Raw genomic sequence first — 22,201 nt, forward strand, 5'->3', positions numbered from 1 at the left:
TAGAAGATTACAGCGAGGTGCAGATGGAGAATGGCGAGCAGATCGCCAGTGCGAACAGCAATACACAGCCGATCGCGATCGCCGCTGCCAGATCATTTTTCATCGTTCTGTCCCTTGATGCTTAACGTGATTATCGCCACGAACTCTGCCGGTTCTTTCGTTGACGGCCTTTTCCGATGCACACCATGAAAAACCCCCGCCTAAGCGGGGGAGAAAACATTCTGGTGCATCAAGTATTACAAGGAGGCCATGAGGGATTGCTAACCCTAAATGACTATTTCAAGCTAGGATTATTCCCATAGCATGGCAAGCGATCGTGACGAGGTTATCCGCACTTTGAGATAAACCTCATAAAAAAATCCCGCACGGCAGCGGGATGAAGGGATGATAACGTCATGAATTTTTTATGCTGACAATGAGGCGGTATTGTCGTCATTTGGCGACAATACCGCGCCGTCACGGCGGCCACAAGGGAAATCTGAGCGTCGTTAGGAAATCAGAATTTCCCCAATGCGCGCGATCGTGCGCCAGTGAGCATCAACGAAAAGAAATGGGATTTTCGTCAGACAGCGGCCGGACAAAAACCGGTAGCATGGTCGCCATAATCCCAAATGCCGTAGGGGGAAAAGATGAACAACAAGCCGTTTGAATTTGATGAAGCGATCTGCCTGGCGATTGGGCGCGGCGTCTGCGAAGTCGTCAAGATAGGGGACGAAATCAACGTCCTTTCTCTGCTGGAAGCGATCGAGGGCTTCATCGAGCGGCAGGCGCTCAGCGAGAACGAAGTGGCGGCGGCGGACGACGCGCTGGATCTGATTACCGGTTTGGTTCGCCGCCAGTGCTGAAGCCCGTTACGGCGTACAACCGATAAGCCGTTTCTCCGCCCTCACGCCGGGCATCATTTGCCGTAAACCGTCGATCAGTTCATCGCCCGCCGCGTGCAGCGCCGCCAACGGCATTGCCGGCAGGCTCTCCAGAATGAACCACATCCGTTCGGCCTCGGCGCTCAGCCGGGTTCTGACGCCCTGACGCCAGTTCCAGCGGCGGCAGGTCACGCCGCGATCGTCGCGCCACACCACTTCTCCCGCCTCCGGCGATTCATGGATCACCGCCCCGTCCTTGACGGTATCAAACAGTTCGCTGCCATCGGCGACAATCAGCCGCGGTTCGCCAGCATATGCCGCGATATTCTCGCCCCCCACCGGCACCGCATAACGAATGCTGACGGCGTTGTAGAGATCGACCACCGGATCGATGCCGGGCATCGCACCATCGCGCAACGCGCGCTTGCGTAAAGCCTCTGCGGAACAGGGCGTCCGCTTGGGTTTGGCGCTAAATTGCATAAAGACATCGCGCCAGGCCGAGAGATGCGCCTCTGCCCAGGGCACGTCTTCCTCGCCGAGGGCACGACAGGCTTGTGCCAATGCCAACTCCCCCCCCCCCCGGATTCGTTATGGGAGCCGCGGCCACGCTAATGCTTAACGCCCGGAAACCGGGCGCCAACGCAGCGACGGCCGGCTCGGCCCGCTTACTGGCGGGCGCCCGTGGCCAGAACATGATAGAACTGTGGCGGTGGGAAATGGCGCCGGGGGAAACTTATGTCTCGGCCGGCCATCCGGCGGGCACTTTTGAGCTGCTGCACGTTGAACGAGGCGTCCTGAGCATTACCGTCGAACAGACCGAACTCAAGATCACGCCGGGCTGTTCAGCCGTCGCCAGAACGGACGCCCCGCATCGTTACGCCAACGAGGATGAAGACACGCTGATTTTCACCATGACGGTCGCCGAACTGCACGCCTGAACGGCGGCCCAGACCTTAACGCTTGCACAGGAGAAGAGCCTTCATGACAATCCCTGCCCCACTGGAGTGGCGGCGTGCTGACTATCTCGTCAGCACCGAGCCCGCCCTGCTGGATCTTGACGCCATTCATGCGTTTCTGACCCGTTCGTCATGGGCGGAAGGCATTGATAAAGAGACCGTTCGCCAGTCCCTCGCCCACAGTCTGTGCTTTGGTTTGTATCACGGCACCAGACAAATCGGTTTCGCCCGGCTGGTCACCGATTACGCCACCTTCGGCTATCTGTGCGACGTTTACGTGCTGGAGGCGCATCAAAAAGGCGGGTTGGGCCTGTGGCTGGCGGAATGTTGCCAGGCCCATCCGCTGATGGCGACGCTGCGGCGAATCATGCTGGTTACCAGCACCGCCCCCTGGCTCTACGAAAAAGTGGGCTATACCGCCATCAATCATCCCGATTTTGTCTGGCAGATCGCCCGGCCGGACATCTACCGACGTTAATTTTTCAGCAAGGCCGCCCCAGTTCACACTCTTCCCCCGCGATATTGGCAATCGCGGCGGTTAGGGCCCATGCTGGCGACAAATTTTACCGTTTGCCCCTTTCAAGGAGAATCTATGCCCGTTTCAGCCCGTAACCAATTAGCCGGTACCGTATCCGCCGTCGCCAAAGGCGCCGTCAATGACGAAGTGGAGATCACCCTGCAGGGCGGTGAAAAACTGGTGGCCATCGTCACGGTACAGAGCCAGCAGTCGCTGGGGTTAACCGTCGGCAAAGAGGCCGTCGCGCTGATTAAAGCGCCGTGGGTGATCCTGGCGACGGAGGATTGCGGTTTGCGTTTTTCCGCCCGCAACCAGTTTGCCGGGGAAGTGATTGCGGTTGAGCACGGCGCGGTCAACAGCACCGTACACCTCAAAGCGGATGCCGGTTTTGTGCTGACGTCGGTGATCACCAATGAAAGCCTGCAGGAGATGGCGCTGAAGAATGGTTCGCGCGCCCTCGCCCTGATCAAGGCCTCATCGGTGCTGCTCGCCGTCAAAGCCTGATCCCGCCAGGCCCGCACAAGCGGGCCTTTCAAGGCGCTATTTCAGCGCCTGTTCGGCCAGCAGCCCGAGGGCGATGACGATCATCGCCGCGCCGGAGATGCGCCCCACCACCTTCGCAGCCTGCGGGCGCGTGCGCAGCACCGACTGCGAACCGAATCCCACCAGCAGATACACCAGGCCGCAGCTGATCAAATGCACAACGCCCAACGCCAGCATCTGCATCGGCACCGACCATGCCGCCCGGGCGTCGGTAAACTGCGGCAGCAACGCCAGAAACAGCAGAAACACCTTGGGATTCAAGCCGCTGACGCACACGCCCTTGCCGGCCCAGCGCAGCCAGGAATCGGAACGCTGGCCCTCGCCGGCGCCGGGCACCGGCGGGTGCAGCAGCATGTTGACACCGATCCACAATAGGTAAGCCGCCCCCAGCAAGGTGAGCGCCGTCAGCGCCAGCGGGTTGCCGACCAGCAGCGCGCCGACGCCCGCCACCACAATCGCAATCATCAGCAGGTGGCCAAGCAGCAAACCGGCGACGGCGGGCACCACCACCCGGCCGCGAATGCCCGCCGAGATCACATAGGCCCAATCCATACCCGGCGTGATCACCAACAAAATCGACACCACCCAAAAAGCGGCGAACAGAGCCAGCGTCATGCCGAAGCCCCTTCAGACGCAGCGCGCCACACCGAACAGAGAACCATTGCGTTTTCCTCGTGAAAGAAGAACGGCCCCCGCCTGCGTGGCGGCCGCCAAAACCATTCAACAGATGGCCAGAATATCCTCAAGGCGTTAAAATGTGCTTTCAATTACTTGCCTGAAACCGGCATAAGCGGGGAAATTTTTCCAAATGGATAAGATTGATCGCAAGATTCTTGCTGAACTGCAGGCCGACGGGCGTTTGTCGGTGACCGAGCTGGCCGAGCGGATCGGGTTGAGCGTCTCCCCCTGCCACCGCCGGGTACGCGCATTAGAAGAGTCCGGCGTGATCCGGGGTTACCGCGCCCAGCTCGATCCCGGCAGCCTGGGCTATAACTTTTCCGCCCTGGTGTTCGTCACCATGCGCGAAGGCGATCGCCGCGCCGTTGAAACCTTCGAAAACGCCATGACGGACATTCCACAGGTGGTGCAGGCGCAGCGGCTGTTCGGCGATCCCGACTACCTGTTGCACGTGATCGCCCGCGATCTGCCCGCTTTCCAACAGCTTTACGACGAGAAACTCTCCGCCCTGCCGGGCGTGCAGCGCCTGAGCTCCACCCTGGTGATGAAAACCGTGGTGCCGGAGCGCTCGTTCCTGCCGCTGGGCCAATGACGACGGGAGCGTTGCCGCTCCCGCTTGTACTTTTAAGGCACGATCACATAATCCGGATTGGCGACGGCGAACAGCGCCTCGCGATCCGCCGCCGGTGGGTAAATCCACTGCGTGTTGATCTCCTGCTTAATCTTTTTGCCTTCCTGACGGGTAAAGCGCACCTGGCGCTGCCAGCCTTCGGTATACAGCGCACCCCACGGCCCCAGATCCAGGCAGGTCACATACTTCGGCTGGCTGTACGGGTGCGTCGGCAACCCCGCCAGCTCCGCCGCCGCATTGTGGCCGGCGACGCGGCCAAGGCTCATCGCATGCTGGCAGGTCATCAGGTTGTGGTTGCCGAGATCGTCGGTCGCCGCCTTCACCGTATCACCGGTCACGAAAATCCCCGCCGCCGCCGGCGCGCGCAGGAAGGCGTCGCCGATCACCCGGCCGCTGCCGTCGCGCTCGCCGGGGATCTGCTCGGTCAGCGGATGCGCCCGCACACCCGCTGCCAGGATCACCGTGTTGGCGGCGATGCGCTCACCGCTCGACAGCATCACCCCTTCGGCGTCGATGGCCGAGACGCGCAGGCCGGCCCGCGCTTCCACGCCGCACTCCGCCAGCGCCTGGCGTATCACCGCCCCCGGTTCCTCTCCCATCCCAGCGCCCACTTCCGCCGCGGTATCGACGATCACCACGCGCACATTCTCGTCTTCGCCCAGCGCATCCCGCAGCCGCTGCGGCATCTCCGCCGCGCTCTCCAGGCCGGTCAGCCCTGCCCCCACCACCACGGCGGTGTTGCGCGCTGGCGTTGAGGGTTTGGCCGCCAGCGCCTTGATATGCGCATCCAAACGCTGCGCGCTTGCCAGCGTATCGACGTTGAAGCCGTATTCGGCAAAGCCCGGCACCGCAGGCACGGAAAGCCGGCTGCCGGTGGCCCACACCAGGCGATCGTAGGCCAACTCACGAGGTTCCCCCTCCGCCGGCACCACCGTGAGCGTCTTGCCGACGGCATTGATGCGCTCGACCGTCCCGGCCAGGTGCCGCACGCCGACGGCGGCGAGCTGCGCGGAAATGTCCGGGTTCATGTTTTCCAACACCGCTTCATACAGGCGCGGCCGGATGGTAACCGTTGGCGTCGGCGAAACCATGAGCACCTCGATATCGTCATGCTTGCCGGCGAGGGTAATGGCACGCATGGCGGACACGGCGGCCCAAAAACCGGCAAAACCGGAACCGGCAATCACTATTTTCTGCGTCATGGGATAACTCCTTCATACAGGGTTAATCGGGCGATAAGGCTGCCCGCAGTTTTTCGGATGAACGGTGCCGTTCCGCTCCCGTAACAGGGTGCAGAAGGCCCGCCCGCCCCTTCCGAAGAGGCGGGAGAAAGTGTGTTTGGCGTTAAGGAAAAGTGGGGCTTAGGTCTTGGCGCGCGCCGTTTTGCCGCTGCGTGCGGTGCGTTCCGTCATGCGCTCGTCGAGCCAGAGGTTGACCTCGCCGAAGAAGCCCTGCGGCGCTTTGCGGCCAAAGCGGGCCGCGACGGCGCCGAGGGTCTGCGCCGCCAGCGCGTCGCGCATCGCCTTCTCCGCCTGCAGCATCACCGCATGGATAGCGCATTTGCCGGAGACCGCCCAATCCGGCGGGGAGTCATCGAACACCGCGCAGCGCCCGCGCACCTCCTGGCAATCGAACAGCGGCTTGTGCCCTTCGATGGCGTCGATGATCGCCAAAAAGCTGATTTCGTCCGCCGGGCGCGCCAACCGGTAGCCGCCGCGTACCCCCTCGCTGGCGGCGACGATGCCCGCTTTTTCCAGCTTGGGGAAAATCTTGGCCAGGAAGCTGGGGGAGATGCCCTGCAGCTCGGCGAGTTCGCGGCTGCTGAGCGCGCGCTGGTTATCGCCGACCAGCCACAGCAGGCAGTGGATGCCATATTCAACGCTGGTTGTGATGTACGCCATATGTCTGTTTCCGACCGTCAATGAACCTTCAATAACGCAGACTATATGAGTCTGCGTTTATCTTGTCAACAAAACACGGATCAACTTTGTCCGTGTTTTGTTGGAAATGTGCACCGCAACCGATGCAGAAAGCGCCCTTCAAAATGAAAAATAAAACTTTTTTGCCCGATTCGCGCCCGGCTAACGTTTCCTTGTCGCCTGCGGCTGACTATGATGTGATGGGTGCCGCCGCCGCGGTTTGTGAGCCGCCGCACTTTCACGCGGATTGCGCCTTGGGAATAAAGAACTCTTGTCTGCTGCTGACGTCTTAGAAATGATTATTTAAGGGAAACGCCTGACTATGACCAACCGGTTAACCAAAACCGCGTTAGCGGTGCTGCTGCTCGGCACGCTGAACGCCACCGCCCTGGCGCCAGCACAGGCGGAAAGCCAGGACCAGTTGCCGGACATGGGCACCTCCGCCGGCGGCACCCTGAGCATCGGACAAGAGCTGGCGATGGGCGATTTCTACGTGCGCCAACTGCGCGCCAGCGCCCCGCTAATCAACGATCCGCTGCTGAGCCAGTACATCAACCAGCTGGGCAACCGGCTGGTGGCCAGCGCCTATTCGGTGCGCACGCCGTTCCATTTCTATCTGGTGCGCAACGACGAGATCAACGCCTTCGCCTTCTTCGGCGGCAATGTGGTACTGCACTCCGCGCTGCTGCGCGTCAGCGACAACGAAAGCCAGCTGGCTTCGGTGCTGGCGCACGAAATCTCGCACGTCACCCAGCGCCACCTGGCACGCGCAATGGAGGACCAACAGCGCAACGCCCCGCTGACCTGGGTGGGCGCGCTCGGCTCCATCCTGCTGGCGATGGCCAACCCGACCATGGGCATGGCGGCGCTGAGCGGCACCCTGGCCGGCACCCAGCAGGGCATGATCAGTTTTACCCAGTCGAACGAACAGGAAGCCGACCGTATCGGCATTCAGGTGCTGCAACGCGCCGGTTTCGATCCCGAAGCGATGCCCGACTTCCTGCAAAAACTGGCGGATCAATCGCGCTACGCTTCCAAACCGCCGGAAATGCTGCTGACGCACCCGTTGCCGGACAGCCGCCTCTCCGACGCGCGCAACCGCGCCAATCAGATGCCGAAGCACATCGTGCAGTCTTCGCAGGATTACCTGATGGCCAAGGTGCGCGCACTGGGCATGTACAGTTCGGAAGGCTATGGCCTGAACGAAGAGCTGCTCGGCTCGCTCAGCAAGGGCAACGTGCGCGAACAGGCGGCCGCCAAATACGGCCGCGCCATCTTGTTCTATGAAGCGAAAAAATACGACGACGCGCGCAACATCATTCAGCCGATGCTGGCGCAGGATACGAAAAACGTCTGGCTGATCGACCTGATGACCGATATCGATCTCGGCCAGAAACGCGCGCCGCAGGCCATCGCCCGTCTGCAGGCGGCCAACGCCGCCCAGAACAACAACCCGGTGCTGCAGCTCAACCTGGCCAACGCCTATGTCGAAGGCAACCAGCCGGCGCAGGCGTCGAAAATATTAAACCGCTACACCTTTGCCCATCCGGACGATCCGAACGGCTGGGATCTGCTGGCGCAGGCCAGCGCCGCCCAGGGGCTGCGCGATGAAGAGCTGTCGGCCCGCGCCGAGAGCCTGGCGCTGACCGGCCGGCTCGATCAGGCCATCGGCCTGCTCAGCAATGCCAGCTCGCTGCAAAAACTCGGCAGCCTGAAACAGGCGCGCTACGATGCGCGCATCGACCAGCTGCGCCAACTGCAACAGCGCTTCCGCCAATACCAGCGCAGCTGATTCAACAAGGAATGAACGCCATGAAAAACGTCACGATTTATCACAACCCGCGCTGCTCCAAAAGCCGTGAAACCCTGGCGCTGCTGGAGCAGCACGGGGTCGATCCCAGGGTGGTGCTGTACCTTGATACGCCCCCTTCGGTTGATGAGCTGAAAAAACTGTTGAAAGAATTAGGCTTCACCTCGGCGCGCGATCTGATGCGCAAAAAAGAAGATCTGTACAAGGAATTGAAGCTGGCGGACGACAGCCTGAGCGAAGAACAGCTGCTGGCGGCGATGTCGACCAACCCGAAACTGATCGAACGCCCGATCGTGGTGAAAGGCAGCAAGGCGCGTATCGGCCGGCCGCCGGAGCAGGTGCTGGAGATTTTGTAAATTCGAACCCGGGCGCGGACTGTCGCGCCCTTTCTTTTGCGGTAGCCGCTACAGCCCCAGGATCTCTTTGACGAACGGAATGGTCAGCTTGCGCTGGGCGGTGATTGAGGCGCGATCGAGCTGATCGAGGGTCATAAACAGCGTGCGCATCTCGCGATCCAGCCGTTTCAACAGGAAACGGCCTACGTCTTCCGGCAGCTCGAAGCCGCGCAGTTTGCCGCGCAGCTGCAGCGCCAGCAATTTCTCTTCGTCCGACAGCGGCTGCAGCTTGTAGATCTGCCCCCAGTCCAGGCGCGAAGCCAAATCCGGTAAACGCAGGTTCAGCTGACGCGGCGGACGATCCCCGGTGATGAACAAGCGGGTGCGGCCGGTTTCCAGGATGCGGTTGTAGAGGTTGAAGATCGCCATCTCCCACTCTTCGTCGCCGGCGATGCATTCAATATTGTCGATGCACACCAGCGCCAGCTGCTCCATGCCGTCCAGCACTTCAGGCACGAAGTAAGCGCGTTTGTCGAGCGGCACATAACCCACCGCTTCCCCCTTCTGCGAAAGCTCGGCGCAGGCCGCATGCAGCAAATGACTGCGCCCGCCGCCTTCGCGCGACCAAAAATAGATATAGCTGCCATGTTCCTGGCGGACGGCGGATTGGATCGCGGCTAATAGGGATGGGTTCTCGCCCGGATAAAAACTGGCGAAAGTTTCATCATCGGGAAGATAAAGTGGCAGTGAAAGCTGTGCCGGCGTATTCAGAGAAGCACCTCAACCAAAACTGGCAGAAAAACGCGGGCAGTTTAACACAGAAAACGGGCGCTGTTGAACCGGCAGGATCTTATGCGGCAATAGTGAGCAATGGCTAAGCGCCGTTTAATCGATTGCGGTTCCCCTCACACACAAGAATTATCCGATATATTGCCCTAACCTCCTGCCTGAGCAGGCGAAATTTGTCATTTAAGCCAAATCTGACCTAGTATAGGTAGGCTAAATGCAATCACCATCAACAAGGTTTCTGCAAGGATATAGACGATGAAAGTATGGAATAAAGTACTGTTGGCCTCCTTTATCGGGTTGTTGGTTGCCGGCTGTGATGACTCGTCCAAAGTTGACGCCAAGCTGGATAAAGCCAAAGACAGCGCCGAGCAGATGAAAGACGCCGCGCAGCAAAAAGCGGACGCTCTGACGGACAAAGCGAAAGCGACGGCGGATGAAATCAAAAAAGAGGCCGCCACGCAGGCAGACCAGCTGAAGGACAAGGCCTCGGCAATTAAAGATGAAGCTGCCAAACAGGCGGATGCCATCACCAACGACGCCAAGGCCCAGGCTGCCGCAATCAAAGATGACGCCGGCAAGCAGAGCCAGCAACTGGTGGATCAGGCCAAGGCCATCAAAAACGACGCCATCAACGGTGCCAACGATCTGACCGAGCAGGCCAAGGCGAAAACCGAAGCCCTCAAGAACAGCGCCGAGAACAAAGCGCAAGAGTTGAAACAAGAGACCGATGCGGCGGTGAACGGCAATACTCAGCCGGCCACCCAGCAGTAAGCCCTACCCAGCCACCAAGAGAGGAGCAGTAAATGGGAATTATTTCCTGGATTATCTTCGGCCTGATCGCCGGTATTTTGGCTAAGTGGATCATGCCCGGCAAAGACGGCGGCGGCTTTATCATGACCGTTGTGCTGGGGATCGTCGGCGCCGTGGTCGGCGGCTATATCAGCACCTTCTTCGGCTACGGCAAGGTTGACGGCTTCAACTTCGGCAGCTTCGTGGTGGCCGTTATCGGCGCCATCGTGGTGCTGTTCGTGTACCGCAAAATTCGCAGCTGAGGCGAATACCCTCAGTCAAAAGGGCAGCCCCTGGGCTGCCCTTTTCGTTACTTCTGCTCCGCCGATTCGTCCGGCGCATCAAGCACCTCTTCTTCCTTGCGGAACAGGCTGATGACCTTGAACAGCAGGCTCAGGCCAATACCGACGATGGTGGCCAGCGCCATGCCTTTCAGCTCCGCCGCGCCGATATGCACCTTGGCGCCGCTCACGCCGATGATCAGGATCACCGAGGTCAAAATCAGGTTTTGCGCCTTGTTGTAATCCACTTTGGATTCGATCAGCACGCGAATGCCCGAGGCACCGATCACACCGTACAGCAGCAGCGAAACGCCGCCCATCACCGGCACCGGCACCGCCTGGATCGCCGCCGCCAGCTTGCCGATGCAGGACAGCAAGATAGCCAGCACCGCCGCACCGCCGATCACCCAGGTACTGTAGACCTTGGTGATGGCCATCACGCCGATGTTCTCGCCGTAGGTGGTGTTCGGCGTAGAGCCGAAGAAGCCGGAGAACACCGTCGAGATGCCGTTGGCGAACATCGAGCGGTGCAGCCCCGGATCGCGGATCAGGTCTTTTTTCACAATGTTGGCAGTGACCACCAGGTGGCCGACGTGCTCGGCGATCACCACCAGCGCCGCCGGCAGAATGGTAAAGATGGCGAACCACTCAAAGCGCGGGGTGTAGAAGGTCGGCAGCGCGAACCAGTGTGCCTCGCGGATCGGGGTCAAATCCACCACGCCCATGAAGAACGACAGCGCGTAGCCCACCAGCACGCCGATCAGGATCGGGATAATTGCCAGGAAACCGCGGAACAGCACCGAACCGAGCACCGTGACCGCCAGCGTCACCAGCGAAATGGTGATGGTGGTGGAGTCAGCGCTGGTGCCCTCCGCCGGCAGCAGCCCCGCCATGTTGGCCGCCACGCCCGCCAACTCCAGGCCGATGACGGCGACGATCGCCCCCATCGCCGCCGGCGGGAACATCACGTCCAGCCAGCCGGTGCCGGCCTTTTTCACGATCAGCGCCACCAGGCAGAACAGCACGCCGCACATGATAAAACCGCCCAACGCCACTTCGTAACCGAGCGGTAACAGCAGCAGCACCGGCGAGATAAACGCGAAGCTGGAACCGAGGTAGGCCGGGATCTTGCCTTTACAGATGAACAGATACAGCAGCGTGCCGATGCCGTTGAACAGCAGCACGGTCGCCGGGTTGATCTTGAACAGGATAGGCACCAGCACGGTGGCGCCGAACATGGCGAACAGGTGCTGGAAGCTGAGCGGAATGGTCTGGAGCAGCGGCGGGCGCTCGCTGACGCCGATGGCGCGACGGGTCATGTGTGCTTTTCCTCGGTTTATTGGTTTTATAGGTTTTAGTCAAAAAAAAGCCGACTCGTTAAGTCGGCTCAAATGTTTACTTGGTACCAAATATCTTGTCGCCCGCATCACCCAGGCCAGGCACGATGTAGCCCTTGTCGTTCAGACACTGATCGATGGAGGCGGTGTACAGCTCAACGTCCGGGTGCGCTTTCTCCAGCGCGGCGATGCCTTCCGGCGCCGCCACCAGCACCAGCACCTTGATGCTGTGGCAGCCGGCTTTCTTCAGCAGATCGATAGTGGCGATCATCGAACCGCCGGTGGCCAGCATCGGGTCGACGACCAGCGCCATGCGCTCTTCGATGTTGGAAACCAGCTTCTGGAAGTACGGCACCGGCTCCAGGGTTTCTTCGTCGCGGTATACCCCCACCACGCTGATGCGCGCGCTCGGCACGTGCTCCAGCACCCCTTCCATCATGCCCAGGCCTGCGCGCAGGATAGGCACCACGGTAATCTTTTTCCCTTTGATCTGTTCCACTTCAACTGGCCCGCACCAGCCTTCGATGGTGACTTTTTCCGTCTCCAGATCGGCGGTCGCTTCATAGGTCAGTAAACTACCCACTTCTGAGGCCAGCTCACGGAAGCGTTTGGTGCTGATGTCATTTTCGCGCATCAGGCCAAGCTTGTGTTTTACCAGCGGGTGTTTCACCTCAACGATCTTCATCATTTTTCTCCTATTAAGGTGGTTGCGGCCAAAAAAATCGCGGGATTATACCTCCTTTTTTTCGTCGCGCCACCCACAATAGCCCGATCGGGATCAACAAAAGTTTGAATATCAGTATAGATGACGAAAAAGCGGAGCCGGTTCACAAGCCGCTCGCAAACGTTTGCCTGCGCTGTTAGAATTGCCGCGCCTTATTCCGGAATCAACATCGGAAGCACAGTTTTCAAACCGCAAACCGTCGTGGGGAATCGCGCAGTGACCGACAAAACCTCTCTCAGCTATAAAGACGCAGGTGTCGATATCGATGCAGGCAACGCATTGGTAGACCGCATCAAAGGTGTAGTTAAACAGACCCGTCGCCCGGAAGTGATGGGCGGTCTGGGCGGGTTTGGCGCCCTGTGTGCGTTGCCGCAGAAATACCGCGAGCCGGTGCTGGTTTCCGGTACCGACGGCGTGGGCACCAAGCTGCGTCTGGCGATGGATCTGAAACGCCACGACACCATCGGTATCGATCTGGTGGCGATGTGCGTTAACGATCTGGTGGTTCAGGGCGCCGAGCCGCTGTTCTTCCTCGACTACTACGCCACCGGCAAGCTGGACGTAGACACTGCGGCCAGCGTGATCACCGGCATCGCCGAAGGCTGCAAACAGTCCGGCTGTGCGCTGGTGGGCGGCGAAACCGCTGAAATGCCAGGCATGTACCACGGCGAAGACTACGACGTGGCCGGCTTCTGCGTCGGCGTGGTCGAAAAATCCGAGATCATCGACGGCAGCAAAGTGCAGCCCGGCGACGCGCTGATCGCCCTGGGCGCTTCCGGCCCGCACTCCAACGGCTACTCGCTGGTGCGCAAGATCCTGGAAGTGAGCAACACCGATCCGACCGCCACCCAGCTGGAAGGCAAGCCGCTGGCCGACCATCTGTTGGCGCCGACCAAAATTTACGTGAAGTCCGTGCTGGCGCTGATCGAGAAGGCGGACGTACACGCCATCGCTCACCTCACCGGCGGCGGCTTCTGGGAAAACATTCCGCGCGTGCTGCCGGAAGGCATGCAGGCAGTGATCGACGAAGCCAGCTGGCAGTGGCCGGCGGTGTTCACCTGGCTGCAGCAGGCCGGTAACGTCAGCCGTCATGAAATGTACCGCACCTTCAACTGCGGCGTAGGCATGGTCATCGCCCTGCCTGAAGCCGAAGTGGAAGCGGCCATCGCGCTGCTGAGCGCGGCAGGTGAAAAAGCGTGGAAAATCGGTAAACTGACCGCCTCTTCCGACGAACAACAAGTGGTCATCAACTGATGAAAAAGATCGTGGTGTTGGTCTCCGGCCAGGGGAGCAATCTCCAGGCGCTGATTGACGCCTGCCAGCAGGGCCGCATCGCCGCCGAGATCGTGGCGGTGTTCAGCAACAAGGCGCAGGCTTACGGCCTGCAGCGTGCAGAGGCGGCGGGCATCGCCGCCCAGGCGCTGGATGCCAAGGCTTACGCCGATCGCGCGGCGTTCGACGCCGCGTTGGCAGACGCCATCGACCAGTACCAGCCCGATCTGGTGGTGCTGGCCGGCTACATGCGCATCCTCAGCCCGCAGTTCGTACAGCGCTATGCCGGCCGCCTGCTGAACATCCACCCTTCCCTGCTGCCGAAATACCCGGGGCTGCATACCCACCGTCAGGCCATCGACAACGGCGACAGCGAACACGGCACCTCGGTGCATTTCGTGACCGAACAGCTCGACGGCGGCCCGGTGATTTTGCAGGCCAAGGTGCCGATTTTCCCCGGCGACGAAGAGGATGACGTGGTTGAACGGGTGCAAGCCCAGGAACACACCCTTTATCCGCTGGTGGTGAGCTGGTTCGTCGACGGCCGCCTGGCGATGCGCGATGGCGCCGCCTGGCTGGACGGCGAACGCCTGCCGGCACAGGGTCACGCCGCCGACTGAACCTTGCCTAAACGGCGCCCACGCGGCGCCGTTTTTTTTCGCCGCCCGCGGCGATGGTTCCAAAGGGCTCGCAGCGCCGTGGCCAAACTATCCGCTGTCAGGACCAATGCCGTCATGAGCGTGCTCCGCCATTTCGCATCAATACCCCCGCCAGAAACCGAACGCATCACGGACGCCAAGCCAAGAATGCCCCCTCGCAATAATATCCAACAGAAAGTAAAACCACCATAATGATTTCTCAAATTAACAATATTCGGTGAAATTTTTCAAAAATAATATATTTATCTCTTATACATAGTTTTGAATTCAATATATTAACGACAACCCCATGATTATTGTGACCTGCATTGCAATAATAGAAAATACCTCGCAAATTGTAATGATGTGTTGCCGTTCTATTAAAAACATGTAAGAGTATGTCTAACACGATGATTTAATGTTACACACATAGGATTCATTTCATATTTCGCAAGCACCGGTCATACATTGGCGCCTTCAATTTAAAATAATTCAATATGAAAGAATTGAATATCGACGCTTCTTGCCTCGATATAATTAGCGCGATATGAAAATTATTTTTCAGATAAATGTTTAGTGGGGAGCCCCCATTAATATGAATTCGTTTGAATCTATTTCAACGATATGCAGCAGCAGCTCGAATCATGTTATAGCTAACTCATCAACAACTGATTAATAAGGATATTTATGCTTAATCATACCTCTCTGACTCGCCAACCCCACCGTTTCGATATTGTTCTCGACTCGCCTTCCATGCCCTCTGACGGCATTGATTTATTAGTCGAAGAACTGCCTGAAACGCTGCACTTTGCCAGCGATTGCGCCTCTACCGGCAGCAGCGTCAGCACCGCCTCTACGGCGGGCTGCGGCTGCATTGCAACGGCGAGCTGCATCGGCACAATGGGCAGCGTTACCAGTAGCGGCAGCTAAATCATCACCCACAACCGGTACAAGATCCTGTGCCAGTTAGTTATCTGAAACTCTACTCACTGGCTTTAAACAATGAGCACGTACACTGACGCCACTTTAGAATTCGACAGCAGTCATAAGCCAACCCTGGATATGTCCTGGGATCGCCAACGGCCGCTATTAGACGTCGAGTCACTGAATAAATTTTATGGTGACACGCAAGTTCTTCATGATATCTCGCTGCAAATCAAGCCGGGAGAAATCATTGGATTGGTCGGGCCTAACGGTGCCGGCAAAACGACGCTCATGGAAACCTTGTACGGAGGACAGCCCTTTGAGAGCGGCTTGGTGCGGTTATTTGGCGAAGACGTTCGACAAGGGCTTAATCACGTCATCAAGCAACAGTTAGGCGTCGTTCCGCAATCCTTTAGTTTGCCTTCGCTGCTGCGCGTTGAAGAGATCATTTCGCTCTATCAGGTACTTTATACGGATGCGCTGTCGGTTAAGCAGTTATTGGACATTGTTGCGCTAAAAGCGCAGCGTAAAATGCGTTTCTCACGGCTTTCAGGGGGCCAAAAAAGACGTTTGGCGTTGGCGCTGGCCTTAGCCGGCAAACCCAAGCTTCTTTTGCTGGATGAACCCACCAGCGATCTTGACCCACAAAGCCGACGCTATATTTGGCGGCACATCATTGCGAATTCTCGTCAATCCGGAACAGGCGTATTGATTGCCACTCACCAAATGGATGAGGCGGAAAATTTATGCGACCGGGTGATGATCATTAACCACGGCCGATTGCTGGAGAATGCCAGCCCACAACAGCTTATTGAACGTTATTGTCCTGGGCATCATATCCGGTTCTCGGTGCCGTTGACGGCGGTTGACGAGTTCCTTGCGCTCTTCCCCGAGGCGACGCAGGAAAGCGATGAACACGATCAAACCTTCCGTCGCCTACATATTCCCACCCAAGAATTGGCGCAGGTGTTACCGCAAGTGATTGCGTTATCACAACGATTGGGTTGTGAACCGGAGCAAATGCAGGTAAGCAAAAACACCCTCGAGGATGTGTTCATTCATCTGACAGGCGAAGCATTAAGGGATTAACATGAGCCATAGCTGATGCGCCGCGCGATAAATGCGGCGTGAATAGCGCGATAAATGATGGCAGTTTGATTTTCAACATACAAAACAGAATTACAAAAAAGGGGCGTTATCGCCCCTTTCGCATACCTCTCTGATGGGTTACTTCAACGGCATGAAAATGTCGGACATGACTTCGACGTGATCGCCGGGAACCGGATACTCGACTTTCATCGCATCGTCCGTGTTATAGACGACAACAACAAACGGCGAGCTGTATGTGACCGTGACGCTAACCCATTCCCCTCCATTATCATCATTGCGTTTATACAGCCCGACCCAGCCAGCCGGTGGTGATGAAATGCTGTCCCAATTACTGCTCATGCTTCCCCCTTACGTGTTAGGTGCGTGTGTCTCTAAAATCGGATAATTGACCTTGGCGCTTGAGTTCCCTTGCCAACGCTGCCCAATGTATGTGCCAATATCGACAGTGCCGCCCTCAATGCGCGGCGCACCGCCAGTGACGCGCAGCGACATGAATGTCCTATTCTCAGTCTCAGCATCACCGCGCAAAATGACGGGGTTGTTGATGCCCAGAGTTGGGTGCTGGTTTACAACAACTGCCCCCAGGGCTGGCTTAGCTCCTGGGGTGACTTCAACACCGACCGCGATAATATTGTCCTGATGAATTTCCTTGATGGTGGCATCTGCACTGATGAGCAGTGCAGTACGCGTGTGTGTCGCATCGCCAGCAGAGGAGATATAGATTCCATCGATATAACACCGGCTCAGGATGCGCGCGACATAAAGCCCAGCGACATATGTGCTGTTGAAATTACCGATAGTGACTTTCCCGATGCGAATGCCAGGCATAGCGACATAGATTTCATCGTTTTTATTCACGTTCTCGAATGCTGATACATTGCCGATAGAGCAGTTTTTCTGCGTGCCGGATGCGACCAGCGTAAACTGGCCGTAGGGGCTTTTCTTCTGCAGCGTGACGTTGCCGATGTGGCAACCTTCGGATTTATCGTGCATCTGGACGCCATTGTGGTAATAGTCCGCTTTTACCTCGCCAATACGGTTGTTTTTGCCTGACATATAAACCACCCACGCGCCGCCTGCGGGTAAATGCGTACGGCTTTCATCAACGAATGAACCACTATCAACGCTGTGAACATAATTGTTCTCGCCGTTCATAATGATGCCGCCGCTGCCGTGCTTTTTGCAGCGAATATTACCGAATATGTTGCCGACAGCATTATCGCCATCTTGTGCGAACGCCAGCGGCGACCCCCCCGGAGTATTATCGCCATCTGGGTGCCCCAGCGGTAATACGCCAGACTCCTCGAATGATATATCGCCAAAAACCCCCTCGTAGGATTTACACAGCACTGAGTCACCGCCCGTAACGCCACCGACAATGGCTCCGCCACGGTTATTCTTTCCAAAAATCACCAGAGCATTATCACGACAGTCCGTCGTGTAATTATCGAAATACGTGCTATCTCCCAGCATCACGACAGAATCACAAAACCCCGTAAAATGGCAGCCGATGACGCTGCCATTGAACGTTCGAGCGAATGATGAACGCATCACATCACCGTATTTACTCATCCGGGTCGCCGCATTCCACGCGGTGATATTTTTAAACTCAGTGTTATAAATACCTAGTGGGTTATACAGTGACGGGTTTTCCGTATTACTCGCATCAGTCAAAAACGCATGGTCATTGTGGTCAAAATAAATCTTGCAGCCGTTCCCCTCGACGGTGACTTTCGCATCTGAATATTTACGGACAACGGATGAGGTCACGCGATATTTTTTCTGTGGGTGGCAGATGACGTGAACATTCATCGCCAGCGCGTTGCGCCAGGCGACGGTATCATCAGTAACGCCGTCGCCTTTTGCACCGTGGGCCTCCGGCGTTGTATGCATGACGAGTTGGGTTAGATGGTCGAGGTATGCGCCGACCGTGGTCTCATGAAAACCAGACAGATAAGCCCCGTTAGGGCCGCTTAGCGTCGTGAAAACCTCGTCTTTAATACGCACACCCATTTCATCGACATATTTCTTGCTGGCGATAACGATAGAATCATCAACAACCAGTTCGAGAATGGCCGCATTATCAATATCCAGAATAGCCTGGATAATGATTTGTTTGCCTGTTCCTGACGTCAGCAGCGATTTATAGGTGTCATCAATACTGCCTACGGCAATCAGCACGTTATTGCTGTTAAACACCCCCCATTCGCGAATATACCAGCCACCGACATTGGTCGGCACAATGCCCTCAATAACCACCTGTGCCGCGTTATGTTCATTGAGGAATATGTCGTTAATTGTTCCTCGCCATTGTTCACCGACTAATGCAGTCTGGTCTTCTGTCGGTTCATATTGCTGACCGCCACCGTCACCGACAGCCAACGTAAACTCTATTCCCACAACCGGCGTCCCAGTCGCAATTGCCTGGGCAAAATATTCCGCACCCGCTGTAGTTAAGATTGAGTGATGTTGAGTTTCCATAGCAATTATTCTCTGTTGCGCGGCTTAGGATAGGCAGTAATAAATTCACCGCTTATCGACCCGGTGTTATAAATCATATCTGTCTGCGTGCTGACTTCAGCTTCAATCTGAGCGATATTCGCCACCCGCCCAAATCGACCCAGGGCATCATCTGCAGAGCGAGACGAATCCAGCATCAGTGCGGCGTTTGTTTCCAATCCAGCCAGAGAGGTGCTGGTGTTTATCAGCGCCATTGCTGAAATAGGTTCGAACTCGAGTTTATAGAGCTCGAGCAACACCGGCACACCGTTCTCTGCCAGGTTTATGCCCTCATAACGTAATGCCAGCTGCTCTGGTTTTCTCGTATACAGCGCGGTGTTTGTATTTCCCGCGTAGGTATAAAAAACGGTAACGACGGGAATTCTAGGCGTTGTTAAAAAATCAATTGCACCGAAAACTTTATCAACGACATAGTCAACGCCGTCTTTCAGACCCTCAATCGTCATACGGCGAATGTTCGGATGTCGAACAGAATAACGCCCTCCTGCGACGACATTCGTTAATTGTTCCGTCTCTCGCCCCGACTCTGCTGAAATGATATTTCCCAGCAGTATGACGGCTAAATTTTCCGGGCTATGCTCATGCCAAATGGCGGAGACAGAGCCAGATTGTTCGATTATGTGGTACTGCGAAATTGCAAGTTGGCCACCGCAGGACTGCTTCCTGAATTTTCTGTCAACGACCAGCGAAACAGTGAGGCTGGAGACATCACCAACCCAACGCCAATTCAGCGATGAGCCATCATTGATGCGGCGTGCGAGATAAACTTTGCCCTGGCCATAATAGTACGTTTCATTCATTTGGCGGTACTCCGCTCGCCCGTTTTAGACGATATTTTGCCCTCGTTCAAAACGACGGGTTCGATAATCGGCGGGACGTAATATCCGCGAGGTAATGTCGCCTGGTAGCTGTAGAGCGATTCTATGCCGTCACGTTTACTGTGGAGTGTCAGAATATGCACAGCGCCACGGATAATAATGCCGCCATTGACATACGGTAACTCAATATCGGGCTGTGTCGTTTCATTCGCCCACACGATCTCTCCGGTCTCCTGATTGGTCAGTGTTACCACATACAGAACGCCAGGCTCAGGGCCGATACTGCTTTCAGTGCAATCAACCAGGCGGTCAGCCTGCAGAACGCGGTCGCGATGAGAGAACGTGAGAGTATAGCTCGATGATTTGCTGACATGCCCCGGATACGGTTCGCCATTGATGCGAATATTCCCCGGCAAATAGGGCCGAGCCTGACGCTGTTGCAGCGTGATGGATTCAATCGGCGCCTGGTCTGGGGGCAGCGTCTCGCTACTGGTTCGCGTAAGCAGTTTGACCTGCGCTGTTTCGCCGCCGAGATATTCGACGCCATCAGACTCCAGTGCATCGCGGTAAAACCAAATGCGGGCACCGGCCGCGTGCTCAATAGGTAAAGTATCGGCACAACCGCGACCAACGACAATCTGGCCAGTGGCTGAATCGACCTGGTCAACACGCACTATTTCGTCACCGATGAGAACGCCATCACCCGGAACCGGCATTAATAACGCTGAAATTGACAGATTAACGTCCAGTGCATCGACGCTGGCCAGTAAATTGCCAGCCGGAGTCCAGTCTCCCTGGCCGCGCGAGGTAAAATCTGCACCCGCAGCGCGACTCTGAATTTGATAGTTGATAGAGAGAGACGTTGGTGCGGTGGCCATAATGCCCACATAGCCCGATTCGGGCTTGATGTATGCCAGTACCGATTCTGACAACGTGTTGGCCAGTACCGCGTAGGGCAACTCAATCAGCTGCGTATCAGTGACCGGTTGTGCGCTCATATCAGGCGGTACCCATCCGCCAGGCTGCTCCCCGGAGCTGTACAATGTGGATGCCAGGCCGAACACATCCTGCACCACGGTGATTTTCAGAGTACCATCGTCGCCTTCGCTGATCTGGCCAACACGCAGCACCATATTCGCGATATTGCGGTCGGGCAGGCTCACACGGAATACGCCGCCTGGCTTCAAAATGCCGCCACGCCGGTCAAAATTGATTACCAGACGCGTTAAGCCCGACGTGCCCATTTCCAGGTTGCGCTGCGCCACGCGAGCACCCAGCTCATGGGTCGGAATTGCGCGGTACTCGACCGTGCTGCTGATAAGCCCCACGGCCTGAATCGACCCCAGATTTTGCGCCTTGACCTCGCCATCGCTGTTGGTAACCGGATCGTGATAGGTCACGACTACTTCATTCGGTGCCGTGTCTGCGCTGCTGCTGTCATCGTCCTGTACGCTGATGATGCCGTTGTCATACGTGAACAGCGGCAGGTCGTCGACCACATAATCGTCGCGCAACAGCTTCAGCGCCATCTTGCCGGTCTCGAGGTCGCCATATTGCACAGCACCGATGTGATCGAGCACCTGCTGTACAAACGTGTCCAGGCTGTCCTGGCGGTTATAACGGAAACAGAGGCCAAACTTCTCGTCGTAGAGACGGTCAGCAGCAATACGGTAACTGTCGAGGTCCAGATCATCGGCCAGCGACAAACCGCGTCCCCAATCCCGATTCGTTGCGCATTCGACCAAAATATGCGCCGGGTTCATCGCGTGAATACGGCGCAGATTCGCGATCTGCTCCGGGGAGAGCGTCGACTCGTCATCGAGCTGGCCAACTGTGTTCTCCAGCAGGATCAGCATTTTCTCCGGATACCAGGCAGCGTTGTTATCCCAACCAGCGGTCGTGCGCCGCACGCGAAACGACCACGGTTTCGGGCTGGCGCTGTAGCAACTGACCAACCCAGAAAAAAATGTCGTCACCACGCCGCGAAAGCCCGGCACCAACCCTGTCAACAGATTCAGCAGTGACGGGGGCGGTACCTGGTCCGGGCCGCCCATGAGCACATCGAGCGTGCCCTGGATGCCACCTTCGCCCCCCGTATCCTCCCCGCCAAACAGGTTAGGCTGGTCGATATAGATGGAGGTATTTCCCGAAAGTTGCCCCTCAGTGCCTGCGAAAACGGTCTTTTTATCGGCGCTGATTGCGACGATCTCGTTAACCGGGCCACGTCCCAACCCGGAGTGAATATCCCATGAGTATCGGTAGCCGACAGTGACTTTTTTTGACCCTTTACCGCCGCCACCCATTTATTGATCCTCCTCGTTTTTTTCCGCCAGGCGGACGATGTTGATTGCCAGCGCATCCCCGGTTGCCAGGAATTTTTCAGAGTCGATGCCACCTTCGCGGAGAAACGCCTCTAGATCCAGCTGGTAGCGAGCGAAGAAGGTCCTCAGGCCCCATGCGCAGCCGCCACCGGCGCGGATATGTTCCATCGTGATTTTCATAATGCGCTCCTATTTTTTGATGGCGTCATAGCGGTAGTTGCCGTAACCGAGCACGAACCAATCATCGGTCCAGCAGTCGCCGAAAAATACACACTGTGGCGTGCCTTCGGTCGGTTGCGGCAACTGCCAACTTTCTTCCGTCGCCGCTTCCGGCGTGTTGTTTTTCGGCCGAGGGGCCAGTGCCTGGTTAACCAGGTATGACGCGACGATGACCGCGACATATTTGGCGATGGCGAACCACACGAT

At 57.2% G+C, this 22,201-nt stretch carries 25 protein-coding genes and 2 pseudogenes; 14 read left to right on the forward strand and 13 right to left on the reverse strand.

The features are described 5' to 3' along the window. Positions 1-629 precede the first annotated feature (629 nt). Positions 630-845: a hypothetical protein gene (locus M6G53_RS14855; protein WP_253332566.1), complete on the forward strand. Its 216-nt coding sequence runs from the start codon at positions 630-632 to the stop codon at positions 843-845. 6 nt (positions 846-851) lie between these two features. On the opposite strand, the pseudogene M6G53_RS14860 reads toward M6G53_RS14855, so the two are convergent. Continuing rightward, positions 852-1,557: pseudogene (locus M6G53_RS14860) on the reverse strand (B3/B4 domain-containing protein). Between M6G53_RS14860 and M6G53_RS14865 the strand changes: the two are divergent. The 3 genes and pseudogenes from M6G53_RS14865 to M6G53_RS14875 form a co-directional block, all read left to right on the forward strand. Beyond that, positions 1,517-1,801, forward strand: a pseudogene (locus M6G53_RS14865) (cupin domain-containing protein); the annotation flags it as partial. The pseudogenes M6G53_RS14860 and M6G53_RS14865 overlap by 41 nt on opposite strands. A 43-nt stretch (positions 1,802-1,844) precedes the next feature. Next, entirely contained in the window at positions 1,845-2,297 is a 453-nt protein-coding gene (locus tag M6G53_RS14870; protein ID WP_253332568.1) for a GNAT family N-acetyltransferase, read from the forward strand. Positions 2,298-2,411: 114 nt separating this feature from the next. After that, on the forward strand, positions 2,412-2,840 hold the full coding sequence (locus M6G53_RS14875) for a TOBE domain-containing protein (protein WP_253332570.1): 429 nt from the start codon (positions 2,412-2,414) through the stop codon (positions 2,838-2,840). Between the two features lie 36 nt (positions 2,841-2,876). Here the strand turns inward: M6G53_RS14875 and M6G53_RS14880 are convergent, their stop codons facing one another. Then, on the reverse strand, positions 2,877-3,494 hold the full coding sequence (locus M6G53_RS14880) for a LysE family translocator (RefSeq protein ID WP_253332572.1): 618 nt from the start codon (positions 3,492-3,494) through the stop codon (positions 2,877-2,879). Between the two features lie 193 nt (positions 3,495-3,687). Between M6G53_RS14880 and M6G53_RS14885 the strand changes: the two genes are divergently transcribed. Further along, on the forward strand, positions 3,688-4,149 hold the full coding sequence (locus tag M6G53_RS14885; protein WP_253332575.1) for an Lrp/AsnC family transcriptional regulator: 462 nt from the start codon (positions 3,688-3,690) through the stop codon (positions 4,147-4,149). A 32-nt stretch (positions 4,150-4,181) separates the two neighbouring features. Here the strand turns inward: M6G53_RS14885 and M6G53_RS14890 are convergent, their stop codons facing one another. Together M6G53_RS14890 and M6G53_RS14895 are read right to left on the reverse strand one after the other, a co-directional pair. Continuing rightward, entirely contained in the window at positions 4,182-5,390 is a 1,209-nt protein-coding gene (locus M6G53_RS14890) for an NAD(P)/FAD-dependent oxidoreductase (protein WP_253332577.1), read from the reverse strand. Between the two features lie 159 nt (positions 5,391-5,549). Continuing rightward, complete coding sequence (locus M6G53_RS14895) at positions 5,550-6,089, reverse strand: RrF2 family transcriptional regulator (protein ID WP_025303838.1); 540 nt, start codon at positions 6,087-6,089, stop codon at positions 5,550-5,552. A 340-nt stretch (positions 6,090-6,429) separates the two neighbouring features. On the opposite strand from M6G53_RS14895, the gene bepA reads away from it, so the two are divergent. Both bepA and arsC read left to right on the forward strand, forming a co-directional pair. Next, a complete protein-coding gene (gene bepA, locus M6G53_RS14900) occupies positions 6,430-7,899 on the forward strand; it encodes a beta-barrel assembly-enhancing protease (protein ID WP_253332579.1) in 1,470 nt (489 codons plus the stop codon). Positions 7,900-7,919: 20 nt separating this feature from the next. Further along, positions 7,920-8,273 carry an arsenate reductase (glutaredoxin) gene (arsC, locus tag M6G53_RS14905; RefSeq protein WP_253332581.1) on the forward strand — a complete coding sequence of 118 codons (354 nt, stop codon included), beginning with the start codon at positions 7,920-7,922 and terminating at the stop codon, positions 8,271-8,273. 48 nt (positions 8,274-8,321) lie between these two features. On the opposite strand, the gene hda is transcribed toward arsC, so the two are convergent. Continuing rightward, positions 8,322-9,023 carry a DnaA inactivator Hda gene (gene hda, locus M6G53_RS14910; protein ID WP_025159568.1) on the reverse strand — a complete coding sequence of 234 codons (702 nt, stop codon included), beginning with the start codon at positions 9,021-9,023 and terminating at the stop codon, positions 8,322-8,324. Here hda and M6G53_RS14915 point away from each other — a divergent pair. From M6G53_RS14915 to M6G53_RS14925, 3 genes are all read left to right on the forward strand, one after another. Beyond that, positions 8,939-9,130: a hypothetical protein gene (locus M6G53_RS14915; RefSeq protein ID WP_253332583.1), complete on the forward strand. Its 192-nt coding sequence runs from the start codon at positions 8,939-8,941 to the stop codon at positions 9,128-9,130. The two genes, hda and M6G53_RS14915, sit on opposite strands and share 85 nt — an antisense overlap. Positions 9,131-9,296: 166 nt before the next feature. Beyond that, a complete protein-coding gene (locus tag M6G53_RS14920) occupies positions 9,297-9,812 on the forward strand; it encodes an E3 ubiquitin--protein ligase (RefSeq protein ID WP_253332585.1) in 516 nt (171 codons plus the stop codon). A 32-nt stretch (positions 9,813-9,844) separates the two neighbouring features. After that, a complete protein-coding gene (locus tag M6G53_RS14925; protein WP_253332588.1) occupies positions 9,845-10,093 on the forward strand; it encodes a GlsB/YeaQ/YmgE family stress response membrane protein in 249 nt (82 codons plus the stop codon). A gap of 47 nt (positions 10,094-10,140) precedes the next feature. Here M6G53_RS14925 and uraA read toward each other — a convergent pair whose 3' ends face one another. Both uraA and upp read right to left on the reverse strand, forming a co-directional pair. Beyond that, positions 10,141-11,430: a uracil permease gene (gene uraA, locus M6G53_RS14930; RefSeq protein WP_016926727.1), complete on the reverse strand. Its 1,290-nt coding sequence runs from the start codon at positions 11,428-11,430 to the stop codon at positions 10,141-10,143. A 76-nt stretch (positions 11,431-11,506) separates the two neighbouring features. Further along, positions 11,507-12,133, reverse strand: coding sequence for a uracil phosphoribosyltransferase (gene upp, locus M6G53_RS14935; RefSeq protein WP_038873707.1), 627 nt, complete (start codon positions 12,131-12,133; stop codon positions 11,507-11,509). Positions 12,134-12,388: 255 nt separating this feature from the next. Here upp and purM point away from each other — a divergent pair, with 255 nt between their 5' ends. The 4 genes from purM (at position 12,389) to M6G53_RS14955 (ending at position 16,095) form a co-directional block, all read left to right on the forward strand. Next, a complete protein-coding gene (gene purM / locus M6G53_RS14940) occupies positions 12,389-13,426 on the forward strand; it encodes a phosphoribosylformylglycinamidine cyclo-ligase (protein ID WP_253332590.1) in 1,038 nt (345 codons plus the stop codon). Continuing rightward, entirely contained in the window at positions 13,426-14,064 is a 639-nt protein-coding gene (gene purN, locus M6G53_RS14945) for a phosphoribosylglycinamide formyltransferase (RefSeq protein ID WP_253332592.1), read from the forward strand. The genes purM and purN overlap by 1 nt, the downstream gene beginning before the upstream one ends. A 705-nt stretch (positions 14,065-14,769) precedes the next feature. After that, positions 14,770-15,012, forward strand: a complete 243-nt coding sequence (locus M6G53_RS14950; protein ID WP_197790649.1) for a hypothetical protein — start codon at positions 14,770-14,772, stop codon at positions 15,010-15,012. A gap of 72 nt (positions 15,013-15,084) precedes the next feature. Continuing rightward, positions 15,085-16,095: an ABC transporter ATP-binding protein gene (locus tag M6G53_RS14955; protein WP_253332594.1), complete on the forward strand. Its 1,011-nt coding sequence runs from the start codon at positions 15,085-15,087 to the stop codon at positions 16,093-16,095. Between the two features lie 138 nt (positions 16,096-16,233). Here the strand turns inward: M6G53_RS14955 and M6G53_RS14960 are convergent, their stop codons facing one another. Genes M6G53_RS14960 through M6G53_RS14985 form a run of 6 tightly spaced genes read right to left on the reverse strand, consistent with a single transcriptional unit; the run spans position 16,234 to position 22,198 of the window. After that, positions 16,234-16,455: a hypothetical protein gene (locus M6G53_RS14960; RefSeq protein ID WP_253332596.1), complete on the reverse strand. Its 222-nt coding sequence runs from the start codon at positions 16,453-16,455 to the stop codon at positions 16,234-16,236. Between the two features lie 9 nt (positions 16,456-16,464). Continuing rightward, positions 16,465-18,597 (reverse strand): phage tail protein, encoded by a 2,133-nt coding sequence (locus tag M6G53_RS14965; protein WP_253332598.1) that lies wholly within the window; start codon positions 18,595-18,597, stop codon positions 16,465-16,467. Positions 18,598-18,602: 5 nt separating this feature from the next. Further along, complete coding sequence (locus M6G53_RS14970; RefSeq protein WP_253332600.1) at positions 18,603-19,436, reverse strand: phage tail tube protein; 834 nt, start codon at positions 19,434-19,436, stop codon at positions 18,603-18,605. Next, a complete protein-coding gene (locus tag M6G53_RS14975) occupies positions 19,433-21,757 on the reverse strand; it encodes a hypothetical protein (RefSeq protein WP_253332602.1) in 2,325 nt (774 codons plus the stop codon). Before M6G53_RS14975 ends, M6G53_RS14970 begins: the two co-directional genes overlap by 4 nt. Further along, a complete protein-coding gene (locus tag M6G53_RS14980) occupies positions 21,758-21,955 on the reverse strand; it encodes a hypothetical protein (protein ID WP_164144237.1) in 198 nt (65 codons plus the stop codon). Between the two features lie 9 nt (positions 21,956-21,964). Further along, positions 21,965-22,198 (reverse strand): hypothetical protein, encoded by a 234-nt coding sequence (locus M6G53_RS14985; protein ID WP_041033394.1) that lies wholly within the window; start codon positions 22,196-22,198, stop codon positions 21,965-21,967. Between the last annotated feature and the right edge of the window lie 3 nt (positions 22,199-22,201).

The sequence above is a fragment of the Serratia nevei genome (assembly GCF_024160145.1).
In the GTDB taxonomy this organism is placed as follows: domain Bacteria; phylum Pseudomonadota; class Gammaproteobacteria; order Enterobacterales; family Enterobacteriaceae; genus Serratia; species Serratia nevei_A.

Coding starts and splice junctions, on each gene's coding strand:
- M6G53_RS14855 (WP_253332566.1), top strand. CDS start 630: ATGAACAACAAGCCGTTTGAATTTGATGAAGCGATCTGCCTGGCGATT.
- M6G53_RS14870 (WP_253332568.1), top strand. CDS start 1,845: ATGACAATCCCTGCCCCACTGGAGTGGCGGCGTGCTGACTATCTCGTC.
- M6G53_RS14875 (WP_253332570.1), top strand. CDS start 2,412: ATGCCCGTTTCAGCCCGTAACCAATTAGCCGGTACCGTATCCGCCGTC.
- M6G53_RS14880 (WP_253332572.1), bottom strand. CDS start 3,494: ATGACGCTGGCTCTGTTCGCCGCTTTTTGGGTGGTGTCGATTTTGTTG.
- M6G53_RS14885 (WP_253332575.1), top strand. CDS start 3,688: ATGGATAAGATTGATCGCAAGATTCTTGCTGAACTGCAGGCCGACGGG.
- M6G53_RS14890 (WP_253332577.1), bottom strand. CDS start 5,390: ATGACGCAGAAAATAGTGATTGCCGGTTCCGGTTTTGCCGGTTTTTGG.
- M6G53_RS14895 (WP_025303838.1), bottom strand. CDS start 6,089: ATGGCGTACATCACAACCAGCGTTGAATATGGCATCCACTGCCTGCTG.
- bepA (WP_253332579.1), top strand. CDS start 6,430: ATGACCAACCGGTTAACCAAAACCGCGTTAGCGGTGCTGCTGCTCGGC.
- arsC (WP_253332581.1), top strand. CDS start 7,920: ATGAAAAACGTCACGATTTATCACAACCCGCGCTGCTCCAAAAGCCGT.
- M6G53_RS14915 (WP_253332583.1), top strand. CDS start 8,939: ATGGGTTCTCGCCCGGATAAAAACTGGCGAAAGTTTCATCATCGGGAA.
- M6G53_RS14920 (WP_253332585.1), top strand. CDS start 9,297: ATGAAAGTATGGAATAAAGTACTGTTGGCCTCCTTTATCGGGTTGTTG.
- M6G53_RS14925 (WP_253332588.1), top strand. CDS start 9,845: ATGGGAATTATTTCCTGGATTATCTTCGGCCTGATCGCCGGTATTTTG.
- uraA (WP_016926727.1), bottom strand. CDS start 11,430: ATGACCCGTCGCGCCATCGGCGTCAGCGAGCGCCCGCCGCTGCTCCAG.
- upp (WP_038873707.1), bottom strand. CDS start 12,133: ATGAAGATCGTTGAGGTGAAACACCCGCTGGTAAAACACAAGCTTGGC.
- purN (WP_253332592.1), top strand. CDS start 13,426: ATGAAAAAGATCGTGGTGTTGGTCTCCGGCCAGGGGAGCAATCTCCAG.
- M6G53_RS14950 (WP_197790649.1), top strand. CDS start 14,770: ATGCTTAATCATACCTCTCTGACTCGCCAACCCCACCGTTTCGATATT.
- M6G53_RS14955 (WP_253332594.1), top strand. CDS start 15,085: ATGAGCACGTACACTGACGCCACTTTAGAATTCGACAGCAGTCATAAG.
- M6G53_RS14960 (WP_253332596.1), bottom strand. CDS start 16,455: ATGAGCAGTAATTGGGACAGCATTTCATCACCACCGGCTGGCTGGGTC.
- M6G53_RS14965 (WP_253332598.1), bottom strand. CDS start 18,597: ATGGAAACTCAACATCACTCAATCTTAACTACAGCGGGTGCGGAATAT.
- M6G53_RS14970 (WP_253332600.1), bottom strand. CDS start 19,436: ATGAATGAAACGTACTATTATGGCCAGGGCAAAGTTTATCTCGCACGC.
- M6G53_RS14975 (WP_253332602.1), bottom strand. CDS start 21,757: ATGGGTGGCGGCGGTAAAGGGTCAAAAAAAGTCACTGTCGGCTACCGA.
- M6G53_RS14980 (WP_164144237.1), bottom strand. CDS start 21,955: ATGAAAATCACGATGGAACATATCCGCGCCGGTGGCGGCTGCGCATGG.